Here is a 20,099-nt window from a genome sequence, read left to right as displayed (position 1 = left end):
TGTCCACGCGGAGACCCGGCGGGTCAACGCTTTGAACGCCCCGTTCGCAAACCGGAGAAGGAGGCCTCCGTGGGCCGACTCGCCTCTGCCGCCGGAGGTGGGGGCCGCCGTGGAGATCCTCTTGAAGACAGCCGGTTCGACTTCTTGACGCCCCGTCCGGAGTGGGTCAATAGTGAGGGCTTAATCCGAACGGCCGAGTGACAGTTGACTCGGCCTGCAAGTTGTTAACGCTAACATTCGCTCGCACTCCCGTATCAATGAACAAGGGAGTTCATGATGCCTTCCCTGCACCTGTTTCGCCCCCTGCGCCGGGGGCTGGTCGTCCCCCTGGTCGCAGTGCTGCTCGCCTTCACCGGCCTCATCGCCTTCAGCGGCACCTCGCACGCCGCCTCCCAGGGGCCCTGCGACATCTACGCGGCCGGCGGCACCCCGTGCGTCGCGGCGCACAGCACCACCCGCGCGCTGTTCGCCTCCTACAACGGCTCGCTCTACCAGGTGGAGCGGGCCTCGGACAGCGCCCTGCTGAACATCGGGGTACTGTCCGCCGGAGGCGTCGCCAACGCCGCCGCCCAGGACTCGTTCTGCGCGGGCACCACCTGCACCATCACCCGCGTCTACGACCAGACAGGCAACAGCGGCAACACCCTGGTCTACCAGGGACCGGGCGGGACCGGGGGTGCCGACTCGGCCGCCACCGCGACCACCGAGGCGTTGACCGTGGGCGGCCAGAAGGCCTACGCGCTCTACATCAACCCCGGCAACAGCTACTGGGCCAACGGCTCGGGTGTGCCGACCGGCAGCTCGCCCGAGGGCGAGTACATGGTCACCAGTGGTACCCACGTCAACAACGGCTGCTGTTTCGACTACGGCAACACCGAGACCGACCACAAGGCCGACGGCAACGGCGCCATGGACGCGATCAACTTCGGCACGTCGTGCTGGTTCGGCGGCTGCAGCGGAACCGGGCCGTGGGTGCAGGCGGACCTCGAGGACGGCCTGTTCCCCGGCGGCAGCACGGCCTGGAACACCAACCAGGTCTCCGAGACCAGCCACTTCGTCACCGCGATGCTCAAGAACAACGGAACCACCCAGATGGCACTGCAGGGTGCCAACGCCCAGTCCGGGAGCCTGACCAAGCTCTACAGCGGCTCACTGCCCAGCGGGTACAACCCCATGCACAAACAGGGCGCCATCATCCTCGGCAGCGGCGGCGACTGCTGCCAGACCAACCACAACGACAGCGCGGGCACCTTCTACGAGGGCGCGATGGTCAAGGGCTACCCCACCGACGCCACCGACGCCGCAGTCCAGGCCAACATCGCCGCGGCCGGCTACACCACCGGCACCACCCCCTTCGCCCCGGGCGCGCGGATCTCGCTGCAGGCCACCACCTCCTGCTGCACCGGCGACTACATCCGCCACGACGACTCCGACACCAAGGTCGTCATCTCCCCCGTGGACTCCTCCAGCTCCGCCACGGTCAAGGCCGACTCCACCTGGATCGTCCGGGCCGGCCTGGCCAACAGCACCTGCGTCTCCTTCGAGTCCGCCAACGACCCGGGGCAGTACCTGCGGCACTCGAACTTCCAGCTCTACCTGAACGCCAACGACAACACCTCCCTGTTCGCCCAGGACGCCACGTTCTGCCCGCAGACCGGACAGAACGGCCAGGGCTACTCCTTCCAGTCCGTCAACTACCCCGACAAGTACCTCCGCCACTTCAACTACACCGTCTACACCGCCTCCGACGGCGGCTCCAACACCTGGGACTCCACGACGTCCTGGGCCGACGACACCAGCTGGCTCACCGCGTCCCCCTGGAGCTGACCAGGGGCCGGATGACGCCCAGCCGCCTCGGAACAGGCAGAGGAACCGCTCTCTGCCTGTTCCGTCGGCAAGCTCCTGGCGCGAAGGCCGACCGGGCGATGTGGTCCCGGACGCAGTGACCGGTGTCGAAGGTCAGCGCCGGGTTGGCGTTCTTCACCAGGCCCACCCTGTGGAGCAACCTGTGCGACAAGGTCCTGGCCGAGGTCCGCTCCCACGCCGGCTGCTGGGCCACCGCCGTGAACCCCGTCCGGCCCGCAGGCGTACGCGAGCACACCACGCGCGAGCGCTGGCAGCGGGTCCACCACCTCCTCGACCAGGGCGTCGGCCTGCTCGAACGCGCCCGCCGCCTCGACGTCGCCCTGAACACCGTCAAACGGTACGCCCGCATGCAGGGGCCCACCGGCGACCGCCGCGCACCCCGCTACAAGCCCACTCTCGTCGACCCCTACCGCGACCACCTGCGCCGACGCCGAGCCGAGGACCCCGCGCTACCCGTCACCCACCTCCTGTGCGAGATCAAGGAGTTGGGCTACACCGGCAGCGCGAACCTCCTGGTCCGCTACATCACCCCAGGGTCGTGCCGAGGGCGACAAACCGGTCACCACCCCGCAGCGCTTCGCCCACCTCCTGCTCACCCGTCCCGAGAACCTGCGCGACAAGGACACCGCACTACCACAGGAACTCACCGAAGCCTGCCCAGAGATGACTGAACTCGCCTGCCTTACCCGAGAGTTCGCTCAGCTACTGACCCCAGCGGAGGGCAATGACGCCAAGCTCACCGACTGGATCACCACGGTTCGCGCCACCGACCTGCCCCACCTGCACTCCTTCGCGAACGGCCTCGAACTCGACCGCGCCGCCGTCGACGCCGGACTCACCCTCCAGTACCACAACGGCCGCACCGAGGGCGTCAACACACGCACCAAGCGAATCATGCGGCAGATGCACGGCCGAGCCGGGTTCCCCCTGCTCCGCCACCGCATCCTCCTCCAGTGACCACTACGTAGTGCTACCACCGATTACGAAACAGAGCCGAAGACCGTACAGACGCCCGCCGGGGCGGAGCCGGGCGCCGCGGTCGACCAGGGGTCGGCGGCCGTCGCAGCGCCCGGCGGTGCCCTCGGCAGTCCGCCGGACGCTGCGGAATCCGGGCGGCCCGGAGGGGCCCGCCGGCCGGGCCGCCCCTCGGTAGAGGCTCTTGTGCAGCGGCTATTGTGAGCGCTAACATCTCTCTGTCCCACGGTGCGGAGTGCGACGGAACATGTCAACCACCCTGCATGCCTCGCGTCTTACCGTGTCGCCCACCCCGCCGGCCGGATGGCGGCCCTCCTGGCTTCTCCGGTGCCGGCGGTCGTGGTTCCGCGCCTTATGAGGGTGAGGCGGCGGAACTCCGGGCCGGCCGCCGATCCGCCGTGCGGACCGTTCGGCGGCCGGCCGCCTTCCACCCCAGCTCCGCACGAAGGACGAAACTGTGACCGATACGATCTCCGACCGAGCTACCGGCGCCGACGACCAGGACGATCGCTACGTTGTCGGCGTCGACTTCGGGACGCTCTCCGGCCGGGCCGTGGTCGTCCGGGTCCGCGACGGCGAGGAGCTGGGCACCGCCGTCCACGCCTACCCGCACGCCGTGATCGAGGACCGTCTTCCGGTCACCGACCGGGCCCTGCCGCCCGACTGGGCGCTGCAGCACCCGGAGGACTGGCGCGAGGTGCTGCGCAATGCCGTGCCGGCGGCCGTGGCCGGCGCGGGCGTCGATCCCGCCGCCGTCATCGGCATCGCTACCGACTTCACCGCCTGCACCGTGCTGCCGACCCGGGCCGACGGCACCCCGCTGGCCGAGACCTCCGAGTGGGCCGCCCGCCCGCACGCCTGGCCCAAACTCTGGAAGCACCACGCCGCCCAGCCGCAGGCCGACCGGATCAACGCCCTGGCCCACGCCCGCGGCGAGAAGTGGATCCACCGCTACGGTGGGCGGATCTCCGCCGAGTGGCAGTACGCCAAGGCGTTGCAGGTGCTGGAGGAGGACCCGGCCGTCTACGCAGCCTGCGAGCGTTGGATCGAGGCCGCCGACTGGATCGTCTGGCAGCTCACCGGCGCCGAGAGCCGCAACGCCTGCACCGCCGGCTACAAGGGCATGCACCAGGACGGCGGCTACCCGAGCGATGAGTACCTGGCCGCCCTGCACCCCGGGTTCGCCGACTTCGCCCGCACCCGGCTGGAGCACCCGCTCGCCCCGCTCGGCTCCCGGGTCGGCTCGCTGAGCGCGCGGGCCGCCGCTTGGACCGGCCTGCCCGAAGGCATCGCGGTGGCGGCCGGCAACGTGGACGCCCACGTCGCCGCCCCCGCGGCCCGAGCCGTGGACGACGGCCAGCTGCTGGCCATCATGGGGACCTCGACCTGCCACGTCGTCAACGGCCGGACCCTCGCGGAGGTCCCGGGCATCTGCGGCGTGGTCGACGGGGGGATCGTCGACGGTGCCTGGGGGTACGAGGCAGGACAGAGCGCGGTCGGCGACCTCTTCGCCTGGTGGCTGCGCCAAGGCCTCCCCGTCGGCTACGTGCAGGAGGCGGAGGCCACCGGCGAGGACCTGCACCAGCTGCTCACCCGCAAGATCGCGGACCAGCCGGTCGGCGGCCACGGCCTGGTCGCGCTGGACTGGATGGGCGGCAACCGCTCGGTCCTGGTGGACCACCACCTGACGGGCGTCATCGTGGGCCTCACTCTGGCCACCCGGCCCGAGGAGGTCTACCGGGCCCTGCTGGAGGCCACCGCCTACGGCACCCGCGCGATCGTCGAGGCCCTGGACGAGGGCGGGGTTCCGGTCACCGAGTTCGTGGTCGCCGGCGGGCTGAAGAAGAACGCCCTGCTGATGCAGATCTACGCCGACGTGCTGCGGCGCCCGGTCTCGCTCGCCGCCTCCGAGCAGGGGCCCGCGCTCGGCTCCGCCATCCACGCCGCCGTCGCCGCCGCGGCCTACCCCGACGTGCGCACGGCCGCCGCCACGATGGGCAGCGTCGAGCGCCACGCCTACCTGCCCGACCCCGCGCGCGCCGACGCCTACGACGCCCTCTACGCGGAGTACCGGCTGCTGCACGACCACTTCGGCACCAGCCCGGACAAGCAACTGCACCGCCTGCGCGCCATCCGCAACGCCGCCGTGAGCGAGGCCCACCAGGCCTCCGACGACTCGAACTGTGAGGTTGACCGGCCATGACCGATGCCATCGAGCTCATCCGCCGTCAGGTCAGCGACCTGCATGAGCAACTCGTCCGCTACGACCTGGTGGTCTGGACGGCCGGCAACGTCTCCGGCCGGGTTCCCGGCGAGGACCTGTTCGTCATCAAGCCCAGCGGCGTCCCGTACGAGGAGCTGACGCCGGACAACATGATCCTCTGCGACCTGGACGGGAACGTCGTCGCCGGTGAGCACAGCCCGTCCTCCGACACCGCCGCCCACGCCTACGTCTACCGGCACATGCCCGAGGTCGGCGGTGTGGTGCACACCCACTCCACCTACGCGTGCGCCTGGGCCGCCCGCGGCGAGGCCGTTCCGTGCGTGCTGACGGCGATGGCCGACGAGTTCGGTGCCGAGATCCCCGTCGGGCCGTTCGCCCTGATCGGCGACGACTCGATCGGCCGCGGGATCGTCGAGACCCTGCGCGGTCACCGCTCACCCGCCGTCCTGATGAAGAGCCACGGCGTCTTCACCATCGGCAAGGACGCCAAGGCCGCGGTCAAGGCCGCCGTGATGTGCGAGGACGTCGCCCGCACGGTCCACATCTCCCGCCAGCTCGGCGAGCCGCTGCCCATCGCCCAAGCCGACATCGACAGCCTGAACTTCCGCTACCGACACGTCTACGGCCAGCAGCCCGCTGTCCGCTGAAGGAGCAACCCCCAGTGACTGAAGTCTTTTCCGGGCGTGAGGTCTGGTTCCTCACCGGAAGCCAGGGCCTCTACGGCGAGCAGACGCTGCAGCAGGTCGCCGAGCAGTCCCGCGAGGTCGTCAACCAGCTCGCCCGCGCCGGGATCCCGGTCCGGCTGATCTGGAAGCCCGTCCTCACCGACGCCGCGTCGATCCGCCGCATCTGCCTGCAGGCCAACGCCGAGGACTCCTGCGTCGGCCTGATCGCCTGGATGCACACCTTCTCCCCGGCGAAGATGTGGATCGCCGGCCTCGACGCGCTGCGCAAGCCGCTGCTGCACCTGCACACCCAGGCCAACGAGCACCTGCCGTGGGCGACCATCGACATGGACTTCATGAACCTGAACCAGGCCGCCCACGGCGACCGCGAGTTCGGCCACATCCAGTCCCGCCTGGGCGTCGCCCGCAAGACCGTCGCCGGCCACGCGAGCGACCCCGCCGTCGCCGGCCGCATCGCCGACTGGGCCCGCGCCGCCGCGGGCCGGGCCGAGCTCGCCACGCTCAAGCTGGCGCGCTTCGGGGACAACATGCGCGACGTCGCCGTCACCGAGGGTGACAAGGTCGAGGCGCAGCTGCGCCTGGGCGTCTCGGTCAACACCTACGGCGTCAACGACCTGGTGGCCGCCGTGGACGCAGTGGCGGACGCGCGGATCACCGACCTGGTCAAGGAGTACGACGACCTCTACCGGCTGGCTCCCGAGCTCCGCGCCGGTGGCGAGCGCCGCGACGCGCTGCGCTACGCCGCTCGCATCGAGCTGGGCCTGCGCGATTTCCTCACCGACGGCGGGTTCCGTGCCTTCACCACCAACTTCGAGGACCTCGGCGGCCTGCGGCAGCTGCCCGGCCTGGCCGTCCAGCGTCTGATGGCCGACGGCTACGGCTTCGGTGGCGAGGGCGACTGGAAGACCTCCGTCCTGCTGCGTACGCTCAAAGCCGCCGCTGAGGGCCTGCCCGGCGGCACGTCCTTCATGGAGGACTACACCTACCACCTGGAGCCCGGCAGCGAGCTGATCCTGGGCGCCCATATGCTGGAGGTCTGCCCCTCCATCGCGGCCGGCACCCCGTCCTGCGAGATCCACCCGCTCTCCATCGGCGGCCGCGAGGATCCGGTGCGCCTCGTCTTCGACGCCGAGCCCGGCCCAGCCGTCGTGGTCGGCCTGGCGGACATGGGCGAGCGCTTCCGGCTGGTGGCCAACGAGATCGACGTCATCGAGCCCGCCGAGCCACTGCCCAGCCTGCCGGTGGCCCGCGCGGTCTGGAAGCCGCAGCCCGACCTGCGAACCTCCGCCGAGGCATGGCTGACCGCCGGCGCCCCGCACCACACCGTACTCAGCCGGGCGCTCGGCATCGACGTCCTGGACGACCTCGCGGAGATGCTCGCCGTCGAGCTCGTCGTCATCGACGAGAGCACCAGCATCCGCCGGTTCACCCGCGAACTGCGTTGGAACCAGGCCTACTACCGCCTTGCCCAGGGTTTCTAGGGCGTCCGCCGTCCGGGCCGGACTTCCGGCCGCCCCGGCACACCCGGTGCCCAGCCTGGGCGGCCCCCGTCCCACCAAACCGACTCGCCTCCACCGTCCTGCGCCCGGGGGAGCCGTTGCACCCCACCACTGCCCACCGCTCCAGCGCTACCGCGGCCGGTCAGCGGCCGGCCGGCGCACCCGTGCTGGAGCGGACCACGAGCTCCGGCGGGAGCGTGGTGTGCACCGGCGCGGTGGAGGGGTCCTCGATCCGCTGCAGCAGCAGCTCGACACCCGCCCTGCCGATCGCCGCGAAGTCCTGTCGGACGGTGGTCAGCGGAGGCGCGAAGTAGTCGGACTCCGGCAGGCCGTCGAACCCCGCCACGGCCACGTCCTCCGGGACGCGCAGCCCGGCCTCCCGCAGCGCCCGCAGCACCCCCAGGGCCATGTGGTCGTTGGCGACGAACACCGCCGTCGGTCTGGAGGCCCGGTCGAGGCCGGCGTGGGCCGCGGCCAGCAGTTTCCCGGCCTGGTAGCCCGACGCGGCGCTCCAGTCTCCACTCAGGTACTGCGGGACCGGGGCCCCCGCGTCGTCGAGGGCTGCGCGCCAGCCCTGGAATCGGCCCTCCGCCTCCAGCCACTCGCGGGGTCCGGCGACGTGCCACACGGAGGAGTGGCCGAGCGACAGCAGGTGCTCGGTGACCATCCGGGCGCCGGCGTACTGGTCCAGCGCCACGCCCGGCACGTCCAGGTCGTGGCCGCCCTCGACGGTCACGATCGGGAAGGGCGCAGCCAGCCGCAGCAGGGCGGTGACCGTCCGTTCGTGCGGCGTCATCACGACGCCGCCCTCGACGCCCCAGGCCGCCAGGTGTTCCAGCGCCTTGCGCAGCGCCGTCTCGCTCAGTTCGTCCAGGCTCACCGTCGCGATCAGGTACCCCTTGTCGCGGGCGGCGTGTTCGAGGCCGGCCAGGATGCTGGCCGGCCCGTACAGGGTGGTGTTCGCGGCGACGACACCCAGCGTGCGGGACCGCTTGGTGACCAGGGCACGGGCTGCCTGATTGGGACGGTAGTCGAGCTCGGCGATGACCTCTCGCACCCGGGTGCGGGTGGATTCGCGCACATTGGGGTGATCGCTGAGAACGCGTGACACCGTCTGGTGGGACACGCCCGCCACCTTGGCGACGTCGGCCATCGTCGGCGCACGCCTGTCGGCGGCCTCGCTCACATGCCCCTCCACGGCTCTGTCCCACTGCGGCACTCACGAACCAGCTTCACTCCGCAGCCTACTCAACCCGGGCCGGGCAGCGGACCCCCGGCGTCGACTCCTGGGTTCGGCCGACCCGCGCGAGCCCGTGCACCGCACCCACTCGGCCGCGAGGCCGGGACGACTCCTCGGGCCTCGCCGGATCACTGGTCCGGCGAAGCCGTTGACTCCCAGAGTGTTAGCGCCCACGATCTGAAATCCCAGCTGCTCACCCCTGGCCTCCGGTATTCGGTATCCGGTGGTGCGGACGCGACGAGCCGGCGGCAGTCCAGCCCGGCCCCTCCGGTGCCCGGTGCGCGGCGCTGCTGCGGGAGGCCGGCAGCGGGGCACTGCCTGCCCCTGCCGGGCTGTTGGGAGTGTCGAAGTCTCTGTCGGCGGCCGTGGCCGTTCCGCTGCCGCAGCGGCCGCCGACAGGGGTCCTGTCGCCGCGTGTGCGGCGGGACCGGCAGGCGGGTGAAGGGCGTGCAGTGCCGCACGCGGTCACCTCCACCCGTTGTGGTCGGCACGCCCTCGGGCGTGCCGACCGTTCGCCCTGGTGCCTCGATCGGCGTCCGCGCGTTCAGGCCGCGGACGCGGGGGCGACCCCTGGGCGGGGGCGGCACCAGTGACCCAAACGTGACCCTCCCGCCCCATTGACGGAACGTTTTGTGAGCGCTAACAATACGACGTCGGAAAGGGGATGGCGGTCGGCCGCCCCCGCGCAGCCCTTGAGATCCTCGCAAGCCCTGATTCGGGAGAGGTCATGCCGGAAACTAGAACCGCCAACGGGGCGCAGCCCGTGATGGCGGATGTGGCCGCTCTGGCCGGCGTGTCCCACCAGACCGTCTCGCGTGTGTTGAACGGCAGCCCGAACGTGCGGGCGCAGACCCGGGAACGCGTGCTCGCGGCGATTCGGAAGCTGGACTACCGTCCCAACACCGCAGCGCGGGCGCTGGTCACCCGTCGTTCCCGGACCCTGGGTGTGATCAGCTCCGACACCACTCTCTACGGGCCTTCTCAAATGCTCTACGGAATCGAGCAGGCCGCCCGGGCCGCAGGCTACTACATCAGCATTGCGAGCCTGCGCGACCAGGACACCCTCTCCGTCCACGAGGCCGTGGACCGGCTCCGGGGCCAGGCCGTCGAGGGAATCGCCGTCATCGCCTCGCGAGTCTCCGCGATGGTGGCGCTGGCACGGCAGATCGCCACCGTTCCCATGGTCACGGTCGGGCCCACGGATCCGGGTCGGCTGCCCGGCGCCGGCGTGGACAACGAGGCCGGCGCCCGGGCAGCGGTCCGCTACCTGCTCGACCAGGGGCACGGAACGGTCCATCACGTCGCGGGACCGGACGACTGGCTGGAGGCCAAGGCCCGTCGGGCGGGATGGCGGCGCGCACTCGAGGACCACGGGCGGCCGGTGCCCGACAGCCTGCTGGGGGACTGGTCGGCGCGGTCGGGATACCAGGCGGCCCTGCGGCTGGCCGACGACCCGCGGGTGACCGCGGTCTTCTGCGCCAACGACCACATGGCGCTGGGAGTCGTCCGTGCCCTCCACGAGACGGGGCGACGGGTCCCCGAGGACGTGAGCGTCGTGGGATTCGACGACATCCCCGAGGCCGGATTCCTCACCCCGCCGCTCACCACCGTCCGCCAGCATTTCGGGGAGCTCGGGCGCCGCGGTCTCGAACTGCTGCTGCACCGCGTCCAGTTTCCTGATCCAGAAGCCGCCGAGGGTGACAGAACCCACCAAGTGGCCGTAGTTGCACCCGAGTTGATTGTCCGAGCCAGCAGTGCGAGGCCCGGCCGCTGACTCCCACCGGATGTGAATCCGGTCGGTCCGCTCCCGCCTCCGATCAAGGACAAGAGCACCGCCGGCATCCCTCCGTCCACCGCACCATTTCGCATCGCCCGGTACAGATCAGAAGAGGACACACATGAGCGCCACCAGCATCCGCTCCAGCAGAGGCCTGCGCCTCGCCGCCATCGCCGCCGTCGCCTCGCTCGCCCTGACCGCGACCGCGTGCTCCAAGCAGGGGGCCGGCAGCAGCGGCAGCGGCGCCGGCTCCACCGGGACCACGGCCGCACCCGTGATCCAGGGCGACATCACCTTCAACGACGCGAACCTGACCAAGCTGGACGACGCGCTCAAGGGCGCGCTGCAGGGCAAGGACCTGTCGAAGCTGGACCTGGCCATGGTGGTCAACGTCTCGGTGGACTACTGGAACGCCGGCAAGGTCGGCTTCAACAAGGGTCTGGCCGACCTCGGCGTGCAGGGCACCTTTCAGGCCCCGGCGAACGGTCGGCTGGACCAGCAGCTCTCGATGATCCAGACCATGCGGGGCCAGAACATCTCCGCATTCTCGGTCTCGGCGATCGACCCGACCGCCATCAAGGCGCCCATCCAGGAAGCGAATTCGGCCGGCATCCCGGTGCTGGCGATCGACTCCCCGCTGCCCGCCGAGGACGGTGCCGCGCTCTACCTGGGCACCCCCAACTACCAGGCCGGGCAGAAGGCCGGCGAGGCCATGAAGGCCGCGCTGGGCGGCAAGGGCGAGGTGGTGGTGCTGGTCGGCTCGCTCACCGCGTCCAACGCCGTGCAGCGGATCCAGGGCTTCGAGGACGCGCTCAAGGGCACCGACATCAAGGTGGTCAACAAGCTGTCCGACAACATGGACGCCTCGAAGGCACTGACCAACGCGCAGACGGCCATCCAGACCGACCCGAACGTGACCGGCCTCTACGGCGTCTACTCCTACGACGGACCCTCCGCAGCCCAGGCCGTGCAGGCCGCCGGCAAGTCCGGCAAGGTCAAGGTCATCTCGGACGACTCCGACGCGCAGACCCTGAAGTTCATCCAGCAGGGCGTCATCCAGGCCACCGTGGTGCAGTCGCCCTATCAGCAGGGCTACACCGGCGCCTACCTGCTGGCCGCGCTCAAGGTGCTCGGCAAGGACGCCACGATGGCTCTGGTCAAGCAGTACCTCGAGTCCGACGGGACGACGTTGAGTTCCGGCGTCGGCGTGGTCACCCAGGTCAACCTGAGCGACTACCAGGCCAAGCAGACCCAGCTCGGCATCACGGGGTGAGGAACGTGACCACCAACGCTTCCCCGACCCGCACCGGACCGGCCGCGGTCCTGCGCGCGGTGCAGAAGAGCTACGGGCCGGTCACCGTGCTGGACATCCCCGAGCTCGAGCTGAGGCGTGGTCAGGTCACCTGCGTGGTGGGGGAGAACGGCGCCGGGAAGTCCACCCTGATGGGTGTGCTCTCCGGCACCGTCTCCCCGACCTCGGGGGAGATCCTGATCGCGGGGCAGGCCCTCCAGCCGGGCCGGCCGGACCACGCCAAGGCGCTCGGCGTCAGCATGGTCGCCCAGGAGTTCCCCCTGGTGGGCGGGCTCAGCGTCGCGGAGAACCTGCTGCTGGGCCGCCACAGTCGCGTCGCTGAGCAGGCAGGCCGGTTGCGGCGCGTGCTCTTCGACCGGTCAGGAACCCGCAGGGAGGCCCGGGAGCTGCTCGCGGACGTCGGAGTGGACGGCATCGATGTCGACCGCCCGGTCGAGCAACTCCCGGTACCGCTGCGGCAGATGATCGAGATCGCCAAGGGCTGGGGCAACCGCCCGCTGGTCCTCATCCTGGATGAGCCCACGTCCTCTCTCGGCCCCGTCGAAGCCGCCAAGGTCCTCGACCTCGCCCGCCGGCACACCGAGAACGGCGGGGCGGTCCTGTTCATCGGCCACCGCCTGGACGAAGTCCGCGACATCGCCGACCGCGTGGTCGTGCTGCGCGGCGGCCAACTGGTGGCCGACCTCACCCCCGAAGAGGCCACCGAGGAGCGCATGATCCGCGAGATGGTCGGCAGCGAGCTCGCCCACTCCGACGGCGCTCCGCCCGCCTCCCGGAGGGACCGCACCGTCCTGGCCGCCCGCTCCCTGACCGCCGACGGCCTCGGCCCCGTCGACCTGGAGCTGAAGGTCGGCGAGATCGTGGGTGTCGCCGGCCTGATGGGCTCCGGCCGCAGCCGCCTGCTGCACACGATCATGGGTGCCCAGCCGCGCACCGGCGGCGAGACGGAGCTGAACGGCAGGCCGTTCCGTCCGCGGCACCCGGCTGACGCCGTCGCGGCCGGGATCGGTCTGGTCCCCGAGGACCGTAAGGAGCAGTCGCTGCTGCTCCAGCACCCGGTCCGGTGGAACGCGACCCTGGCCACCCTGCGACGCGACTCCTGGAACGGCGTCCTCACCCCTGGCGGGGACAAGGAACGCTCGCGGCAGATCGTCAAGGACCTGGGGGTGCGGATGCACTCGCAGGAGCAGCCGATCGGCGACCTGTCCGGCGGCAACCAGCAGAAGGTCGTCTTCGGCCGCTGGCTGCACGTCGAGCCTGACCTACTGCTCCTGGACGAGCCCACCCGGGGCGTGGACGTCGGGGCGAAAGCCGAGATCTACCAGCTCATCGACAACGCCGCGCAGAACGGCCTGGCGGTCCTGGTGGCTTCCTCGGAGCTGGAGGAACTACTCCGGATGTGCCACCGGATCGTCGTCATGGCGCAGGGTCGGATCGTCGCCGACCTGCCGCGCGAGCACTTCAGCAAGGAACGGATCATGACAGCGGCGGCGGGCACGCAGCCGCTGACCGCAGGCTCGGAGGCAACGGCATGACCACTCAGATCACCCCCGCCACCAGGGGGGCAGGAGTGACCTCGCGCAGCCGGTTGCGCTCGCTGGTCGAGACTCCCGAGGTGGGCGTCGTCGTCGCGTGCGCCGCGGTGTTCGTCGCGCTCGCGCTCGCCAGGGACACCTTCGCGAGCGCGGTCAACCTGCAGGGCATGGGCTTCGACCTCGCCCAGTACGGCCTGATCGCGATCGGCGAGTCACTGGTGATCCTCACCGGCGGCATCGACCTGTCGGTCGGAGCGCTGCTGGGCACCTCGGTGATCCTCATCTCCTGGTTCAACGTGCGTGCCGGACTGCCGGCCGGGGTCGCCATGCTGGCCACCCTGGCCATCACCGGGCTGATCGGACTGTGGCACGGCTTGGCGGTCACCAGGCTGAAGATGCCCCCGTTCGTGGTCACCCTGGTGACCTACACCGTCGCCCAGGGCGTCACCCTGGCGATCACCTCCGGGACGTCCATCGTCGGCATCTCGGGCTTCTTCGGCGACATCGGTCAGTCCTACCTCGCCCAGATCCCGGTCCCGTTGATCCTCTTCGTCATCGTGGCGGTGGCGGCCTGGTTCTTCCTGGAGCGCACCTTCGTCGGACGGCAGGTCTACGCCGTCGGCGGCAACCCCGAGGCGGCCCGGCTGGCGGGTATCCGCGGCGACCGACGGATCGTCTCGATGTACGTGACCAGCTCGCTCCTCTCGGGCTTGGCGGCCATGCTGGTGCTGGGCCGGATGGGCGTCGGCTCCGCGAGTGGTGTCGGCGTCGGGTGGGAGCTCCAGGCCATCGCGGCTGCCGTCATCGGTGGGGTCAGCCTCACCGGTGGCCAGGGGCGGATCCTGGGCATCGTGGCGGGCACCGTGCTGCTGGAGCTCATCACCAACGGCCTGACCACGCTGCAGATCAACTCGAACTACACCAACATCGTCCTCGGCTGTGTCCTCGGCATCGCCATCCTCGCCGACCGGCTCCGCGCCAAGCACTTCTCGAGCAGGGCCTGACGCCGCGACACCCGAAGCGGGCGTGCGGGCCGGGCTGCGGCTGCTGACCTCAGCAGCCGCAGCCCGGCCCGCACGCCCGCTTGCCGCAGCAGCGTTGCCTGACCCGGGACTTACCGGTTCGCACGCCCAGGAAGCCGCGATTGCTCCACGGCCCTGGAGGATTCGTGTTCGGGCCATATCCGCCGCGTGAGAAGCCTTGACTGGCTCCCGGGGTGTCTCCATAGTGATGCCGAGGCCCCCCGCATCCAACGGGCCCTCCTCCCCCGCCGTGGCGAGCCCGCTGAGCCGCACTGGAATGTTAGCGCTAACAGTTTTGCACCCCCCACCCAACAGGGGAGTTCGTCTTGCTCAACCTACCAAGGTTGCGTCGCGGCAGTGGGAATACCGACACCAGCCGGCCGGTCGACCAGCCCTGGAAGTGACCCCTCGTGGTCAGGCGCCCGCAGAGGCGGGCCGTCGAAACGAATCTCCCTGCTCCGGTGGTGCCGAGGGGCGTGGACCCACGCTGTCCGATCCCCGCGGAGCCGCCGGGACCGCCGGACGCAGTCCGCGGTCACGGCCATCCCCGATGCGCCGAAATCCTGGCACCCGAGCCCGCGTCGACACGTGGCGCGACGCGGTGGCCCGTTGCCGCTCCCATCCGACTTCCTTCCCACTCGGAGGAGTTCAACCATGACCATGAGACCGTGGGTGCGCCGTGTCCGGCGCACCCTGATGGGGGCCGGGGCGACCCTCGCCCTCGCCGCCGGTGTGATCGCCGGCTCGGCCGCGCCCTCGCAGGCCGCCGTTCAGGGCCCGTGTGACATCTACGCGGCGGGCGGCACGCCGTGCGTGGCGGCGCACAGCAGCACCCGAGCCCTGTACGGCGCGTACAACGGCCCGCTGTACCAGGTGAAGCGGGTCTCCGACGGCACGACGAAGGACATCGGCGTGCTGAGTGTGGGCGGCTACGCAGACGCGGCCGCGCAGGACTCCTTCTGTGCCAACACCAGCTGCGTCATCACCGTGATCTACGACCAGTCGGGCAAGGGCAACAACCTCACCCAGGCGCCCGCCGGTGGCGCGGCCAGTGGCCCCGACAACCTCGCCAACGCGGTCGAGGCGCCGGTCTCGGTCGGCGGGCACAAGGCCTACGGCGTCTACATCGCCCCGGGCACCGGCTACCGCGACGACCACACCAACGGCATCGCCACCGGCGACCAGCCCGAAGGCATGTACGCCATCCTCGACGGCACCCACTACGACGGCGGCTGCTGCTTCGACTACGGCAACGCCGAGACCAACGACCACGACACCGGCAACGGCCACATGGAAGCCATCTACTTCGGCAACATCAAGGTCTGGGGCTACGGCAGCGGCAACGGCCCCTGGGTCATGGCCGACCAGGAGAACGGCCTGTTCTCCGGCGTCAACGCCGGCTACAACGCCAACGACCCGAGCGTCAGCAACCGCTTCCTGACCGCGATGGTCAAGGGCGAGCCCAACCAGTGGGCCATCCGGTCCGGCGATGCCCAGTCGGGCGGCCTGTCCACCTTTTACAGCGGACCGCGCCCCAACGTCTCCGGCTACAACCCGATGCACAAGGAAGGCGCCATCATCCTCGGTATCGGCGGTGACAACAGCAAGGGCTCCTCGGGCACGTTCTACGAGGGTGTGATGACCTCCGGCTACCCGAGCGACGCCACCGAGAACGCCGTCCAGGCCAATGTCACCGCGGCGGGTTACAGCAGCGCCAGCACCACCGGCAACACCCTGACGCCCGGCTCCCGTGTCTCGCTGCAGGCCACCACCACCTGCTGCACCGGGGACTACATCACGCACGACGACACGGACAACAAGGTCGTCATCTCCGCCGTCGACTCCTCCAGCTCGTCCGCAGTCAAGGGCGACTCGTCCTGGATCGTGCGGGTGGGGCTGGCGAACAGCTCCTGCCTGACCTTCGAGTCGGCCAACGACCCCGGCCGGTTCCTGCGGCACTACAACTTCGAGCTCTACCTGAGCCCGGACGACGGGGGCGCCACGTTCGCCCAGGACGCCACCTTCTGCCCGGGGGCCGGAAACAGCGGCACGGGCTTCTCGTTCCAGTCCGTCAACTACCCGACCAAGTATCTGCGCCACTACGACCACACGCTCTACGTCGCCAGCAACGGTGGCGCCAACGCCTGGGACAGCAGCAACAGTTGGAGCGCCGACACCAGCTGGTCGGTCGACCAGCCCTGGAGCTGACTCCGAGTTCGACAGTCGGGCGGCACGTAAGCGTGGCGGATTTGCGGCTGTGAGCCGGGGAATGGCCTGGCGGTGCCGACGGGGTCGTGTGTCCACGGCTCCGTCGGCCCGTTGCCCCGTTCAGGGCCGGCACGTTCATTGGAGTCCACTTCGCTTCCCGTGGCAGCATCCCGCTCCCCGCCGGTCGGCGTCGTCCGGTGGTCCGTGCGGCTGGTCCACGGTGCCACCGGCCGCCCCACCCCCGTCGTCGACTTCCGGACCAACGGCCCGGGCAGCCTACGTGCCGCCCCTCAACTTCTCGTGTCCGGAGCGTCCATGCCTCTCGATCCCTTCCTCGCTGACAAGGTGCACCTCCTCGACGGCCTCGACGGGCCGGACGCCCTCAGCGACCCGCAGGCCGCAGCGCGGTTGAGGGAGTACCTCCGCGATCCCGGCGAGTGGACCGCTCCGGACGTCTCGGTGGAGGACCGCACGGTGCCGGGCCCCCATGGGCAGGTCCCGATCCGGATGTACACCCCTGCCACCGAGCCGAGCCGCGCGCTGCTGTGGTTGCACGGAGGTGGTTTCCTGGGCGGCGGCCTCGACATGCCCGAAGCGCACCAGGCGTCCGCCGAGCTCTCTGCCCGAGCCGACGCGCTGGTGGTATCGGTCGACTACCGCCTGGCCGTGAAGGGTACGCACTATCCGGTTCCCGTCGACGACGCGCACGCCGCCTGGCTCTGGCTTAGCGAAACCCTGCGGCTGCGGTCCGGTTCATTCGGTCCGGTCGCTCTCGGCGGTGCGAGCGCGGGTGCCGCCATCGCCCTGTCCACGGCGATCCGACTCCGCGACCTGGACCAACTGTGCCCCGATGCCCTGCTGCTCGCCTATCCGTTCGCGCACTTCCCGAACCCGGCGCTGGACGTGGACACGGAGGCCGAGATGGAGGCGTTGCCGGCGTATCTGCGGTGCACCCCCGAAGCGATCGAGTTCCTGGTGAGCAACTACGTAGGGCGCCTGAGCGATCTGCCCGCGTCAGCGATGCCCGGAGCGGCAGATCTCGGCGGCCTTCCCGCGACCGGCATCGTCCTTGCCCAGTACGACGACCTGAGGCCGTCGGGCGAGCTGTTCGAACAGCGACTGGAGGAGGCCGGCGTCGGCGTACGGTCCTACTTGGCCGCGGGCATGACGCACGGTCATCTCAGAGCGTTGTGGTGAACCGTGCGGCGTTCGAGGTTTGCAGGTGGGGAGGGTGAGCGTTCGCACGCAGGTGCCCGTGACCGCTTGGGCGTGAAGCAACGGGCCCCTTGGTAGAGAGCTGGTTGTCGAGACCGCTTTCGCCCGAGGAGGCCCGTTGCCCAACCAGTTCAGCACTCCCGGTGCCGGCGAGTCCACTGCGCTCACTCCGGGGTGTGACTGCTACGTGCACCTGTACGGGGCGATCGGGGAGGGGCACCGCGCGCCGCGCTACGACAGCGACATGACGGACGCCGAATGGGCGGTGATCCGCGGCGCGATGCCGATGCCCGCCTGGCTGGAGGGGAAGGGCGGACGCCCTGAGGCGCACTGCCACCGGGGGGTGATCGACGCGGTGCGCTATCTGGTCGACAATGGCGTCAAGTGGCGCAATCTACCTGCGGACTACCCCTTCTGGCGGGCGGTGTACGACTTCTTCCGCCGCTGGCGCCGCCACGGCTACATCCGCGAGCTCTACCAGCGCTTGCGCCGCACCGAGCGCAAGAAGCAGGGCAAGGCGACGGAGCCGAGCGCGGGCATCATCGACTCTCAGTCCGTGGACGGCTCGGAGACCTGTCCGGCCACCTCACGCGGCTTCGACGGCGGCAAGCTGCGCGACGGGCGCAAGCGCCACGTCCTGACCGACACCGGCGGACTGCTGCTGGAGGTCACCGTCACCGCGGCCAACGTGCACGACTCCAAGGCCGCCCCGGAGTTGCTCGAGGCATTCATGGCCGAGCCCGGACGGCTGCTCGAACTCGTGTGGACGGACTCCGCCTACCAGGGCCAGGAACTGGCCGACGCCTTCGCCGCGCACGGGGTGAGAGTGGAGGTGGTCAAGCGCACCGACGGAACCAAGGGGTTCAGGGTACTGGCGCGCAGGTGGGTGGTGGAGCGCACGCTCGGCTGGCTCTCGCGCTCGCGGCGCCTGAACCGCGACCACGAGCGCCGCGACGACCACCACGTGCAGATGGTGTGGTGGGCCGCCTCGATCACCCTCGGCCGGCGGATGGCCCGCCAGCGCCTGCACTGGCCCGAGTTCCGCCCGCACCGGCTCCCCGCGCCGGGCCCGGCGCGGGGATGAACAACCCGCCCGGCACCCGCCCCAGCCAGCCCCTGGCCTGCAGCGCATAGGCCCGGTGACGGACCTTCTCGATCTCCTTCAGCCGCTCTGCGTCCCGCCCCAGCGCGACAGTCAACGCCTTGACCGCCACCGGGGCACCCGCACCCGCGACCACATCGAAGACCTGCCGATAGGCCCCGGCCAGCACCTCCACGCCCAGGCCCGGCTGCCACGCAGGCGGCCGCGGATCGTAACCCGTCCGCAGGACCGAAGGCACCGCGGGCACTGCCGGCTCCGGCACGCCGTCCCCCGCCTCGTGCGGCGGCTGCGGCGGCACTTGCGGTGCCGTCACCGGCGCCAGCGCGCGAGCGGTGGGCGTCACCGCAGTCAGCGGCTGCACCATCACGGCCTCGGCCTCCTCCGCCAGCGCACGCAGCACCTCCTCCCGGCCGATCCGCGCACACTCCAACCGCTCCTGATGGACAGCCACCTGCTCCTGGGCCTCGCGCAGCAGCTCCTGCCAGGCATCCAACTCTTCCCGGGCCCGCGCCTCACGACGCTCCAGCAACGCAATCACCGACGGCACGAACGACACCTCCACCACCGACCCAACCAACCGTCAGCTGGCTGCCCTGAAGAAGCCATCCACACACCACCGTGCTGAGGAAACCGCAGCTCATCGAGCTACAGAGCGGTTCACCACAACGCTCTCAACCGCGGCCCGTCTCTCAAGGAGGTCGACCGCTCGCTCGACTTCTTCGCCGCCATGCTCGCCGACTGACGAGGTGGCGAGCATCATGGACGGCGACGACGGCATCGCCATCAAGGGCGGCAACAGAGCCAGCAGTAACATCACCGTCAGCGGCAATCACTTCTACGGCACCCACGGCATCTCCATCGGCAGCGAGACCAGCAGCGGCGTGACCAACGTGCTCTTCCGCGACAACACCCTCACCGGCACCGATGCCCTCGGCAACACCAGCGGCTCCAGCGCCGGCATCCGGATCAAGAGTTCACCCACCAACAACAACAAGGTCAGTGACATCGGCTACCTGAACACCTGCCTGGACGCCGTCCGGGCACCGCTGGTGTTCGACACCCACTACTCCGGTGGCAGCGGCTCCAACACCCCCTGGTTCACCGGCATCGTCGTCGACGGTGTCACCGCACTCCACTCGCCGAGCGGCGCCAAGTCCACCCTGGTCGGCCTGGACGACGCCCACCCGCTCGAGGTGGCCCTGGAGAACGTCAACCTCGACGTCGCCACTTCGACCGCCGCCCACGCGAAGATCACTTCCGCAGGCAGCGACCTGGCCCCCAGCGGTGCCGGGGTCACCGTGACCCAGGGCGCTCGTGAGGGCACCGCACCCTCCTGCGTGTTCCCCGTGTTCCCGGCGCTCTGACCCGCGCGGACGACGGCCGGGGGCCGGGCCGGATCTCCTCGGCCCGGCCCCCGGCCATGCCGTCTGCCGCGGGT

The 20,099-nt window shown here is 70.4% G+C and carries 14 protein-coding genes and 1 pseudogene; 13 read left to right on the top strand and 2 right to left on the bottom strand.

Annotated features, from left to right (window positions below; all coding sequences use genetic code 11):
* Positions 1 to 276 precede the first annotated feature (276 nt).
* The 5 genes and pseudogenes from OG455_RS04120 (at position 277) to araA (ending at position 7,232) form a co-directional block, all read left to right on the top strand.
* On the top strand, positions 277 to 1,827 hold the full coding sequence (locus tag OG455_RS04120; RefSeq protein WP_266290288.1) for an alpha-L-arabinofuranosidase B: 1,551 nt from the start codon (positions 277 to 279) through the stop codon (positions 1,825 to 1,827).
* A gap of 167 nt (positions 1,828 to 1,994) precedes the next feature.
* Positions 1,995 to 2,823, top strand: a pseudogene (locus OG455_RS04115) (transposase); the annotation flags it as partial.
* 475 nt (positions 2,824 to 3,298) lie between these two features.
* A complete protein-coding gene (locus OG455_RS04110; protein WP_266290286.1) occupies positions 3,299 to 5,044 on the top strand; it encodes a ribulokinase in 1,746 nt (581 codons plus the stop codon).
* A complete protein-coding gene (locus tag OG455_RS04105; protein WP_266290284.1) occupies positions 5,041 to 5,712 on the top strand; it encodes an L-ribulose-5-phosphate 4-epimerase in 672 nt (223 codons plus the stop codon). The genes OG455_RS04110 and OG455_RS04105 overlap by 4 nt, the downstream gene beginning before the upstream one ends.
* Positions 5,713 to 5,726: 14 nt before the next feature.
* Entirely contained in the window at positions 5,727 to 7,232 is a 1,506-nt protein-coding gene (gene araA, locus OG455_RS04100) for an L-arabinose isomerase (protein WP_266290282.1), read from the top strand.
* Positions 7,233 to 7,392: 160 nt separating this feature from the next.
* On the opposite strand, the gene OG455_RS04095 is transcribed toward araA, so the two are convergent.
* Positions 7,393 to 8,436, bottom strand: a complete 1,044-nt coding sequence (locus OG455_RS04095; protein ID WP_266290280.1) for a LacI family DNA-binding transcriptional regulator — start codon at positions 8,434 to 8,436, stop codon at positions 7,393 to 7,395.
* A gap of 718 nt (positions 8,437 to 9,154) precedes the next feature.
* On the opposite strand from OG455_RS04095, the gene OG455_RS04090 reads away from it, so the two are divergent.
* From OG455_RS04090 to OG455_RS04060, 7 genes are all read left to right on the top strand, one after another.
* Positions 9,155 to 10,264, top strand: coding sequence for a LacI family DNA-binding transcriptional regulator (locus OG455_RS04090; protein WP_323185410.1), 1,110 nt, complete (start codon positions 9,155 to 9,157; stop codon positions 10,262 to 10,264).
* Between the two features lie 124 nt (positions 10,265 to 10,388).
* A complete protein-coding gene (locus OG455_RS04085) occupies positions 10,389 to 11,540 on the top strand; it encodes a substrate-binding domain-containing protein (RefSeq protein ID WP_266290278.1) in 1,152 nt (383 codons plus the stop codon).
* 5 nt (positions 11,541 to 11,545) lie between these two features.
* Entirely contained in the window at positions 11,546 to 13,114 is a 1,569-nt protein-coding gene (locus tag OG455_RS04080) for a sugar ABC transporter ATP-binding protein (protein ID WP_266290276.1), read from the top strand.
* Entirely contained in the window at positions 13,111 to 14,118 is a 1,008-nt protein-coding gene (locus tag OG455_RS04075) for an ABC transporter permease (protein WP_266290274.1), read from the top strand. The genes OG455_RS04080 and OG455_RS04075 overlap by 4 nt, the downstream gene beginning before the upstream one ends.
* 672 nt (positions 14,119 to 14,790) lie before the next feature.
* Complete coding sequence (locus OG455_RS04070) at positions 14,791 to 16,344, top strand: alpha-L-arabinofuranosidase B (protein ID WP_266290272.1); 1,554 nt, start codon at positions 14,791 to 14,793, stop codon at positions 16,342 to 16,344.
* A gap of 315 nt (positions 16,345 to 16,659) precedes the next feature.
* On the top strand, positions 16,660 to 17,541 hold the full coding sequence (locus OG455_RS04065) for an alpha/beta hydrolase fold domain-containing protein (RefSeq protein WP_266290269.1): 882 nt from the start codon (positions 16,660 to 16,662) through the stop codon (positions 17,539 to 17,541).
* A gap of 136 nt (positions 17,542 to 17,677) precedes the next feature.
* On the top strand, positions 17,678 to 18,643 hold the full coding sequence (locus OG455_RS04060) for an IS5 family transposase (RefSeq protein ID WP_266290267.1): 966 nt from the start codon (positions 17,678 to 17,680) through the stop codon (positions 18,641 to 18,643).
* Here the strand turns inward: OG455_RS04060 and OG455_RS04055 are convergent.
* Positions 18,552 to 19,208 (bottom strand): hypothetical protein, encoded by a 657-nt coding sequence (locus tag OG455_RS04055; protein WP_266290265.1) that lies wholly within the window; start codon positions 19,206 to 19,208, stop codon positions 18,552 to 18,554. The genes OG455_RS04060 and OG455_RS04055 overlap by 92 nt on opposite strands.
* A 211-nt stretch (positions 19,209 to 19,419) precedes the next feature.
* Here OG455_RS04055 and OG455_RS04050 point away from each other — a divergent pair, with 211 nt between their 5' ends.
* Complete coding sequence (locus OG455_RS04050; protein WP_266290263.1) at positions 19,420 to 20,025, top strand: glycosyl hydrolase family 28 protein; 606 nt, start codon at positions 19,420 to 19,422, stop codon at positions 20,023 to 20,025.
* Positions 20,026 to 20,099: the final 74 nt, after the last annotated feature.

It is taken from the genome of Kitasatospora sp. NBC_01287 (assembly GCF_026340565.1).
Classification (GTDB): domain Bacteria; phylum Actinomycetota; class Actinomycetes; order Streptomycetales; family Streptomycetaceae; genus Kitasatospora.
The sequence above is the reverse complement of the archived record's forward strand: the minus strand, read 5'-3'. Positions and strand labels throughout refer to the sequence as shown.

Bases quoted from the DNA above. Each gene is read 5' to 3' on its own strand.
- OG455_RS04120 (WP_266290288.1), top strand. From the start codon at position 277: ATGCCTTCCCTGCACCTGTTTCGCCCCCTGCGCCGGGGGCTGGTCGTC.
- OG455_RS04090 (WP_323185410.1), top strand. From the start codon at position 9,155: ATGGCGGTCGGCCGCCCCCGCGCAGCCCTTGAGATCCTCGCAAGCCCT.
- OG455_RS04085 (WP_266290278.1), top strand. From the start codon at position 10,389: ATGAGCGCCACCAGCATCCGCTCCAGCAGAGGCCTGCGCCTCGCCGCC.
- OG455_RS04065 (WP_266290269.1), top strand. From the start codon at position 16,660: ATGCCTCTCGATCCCTTCCTCGCTGACAAGGTGCACCTCCTCGACGGC.
- OG455_RS04070 (WP_266290272.1), top strand. From the start codon at position 14,791: ATGACCATGAGACCGTGGGTGCGCCGTGTCCGGCGCACCCTGATGGGG.
- OG455_RS04105 (WP_266290284.1), top strand. From the start codon at position 5,041: ATGACCGATGCCATCGAGCTCATCCGCCGTCAGGTCAGCGACCTGCAT.
- OG455_RS04075 (WP_266290274.1), top strand. From the start codon at position 13,111: ATGACCACTCAGATCACCCCCGCCACCAGGGGGGCAGGAGTGACCTCG.
- OG455_RS04050 (WP_266290263.1), top strand. From the start codon at position 19,420: ATGGACGGCGACGACGGCATCGCCATCAAGGGCGGCAACAGAGCCAGC.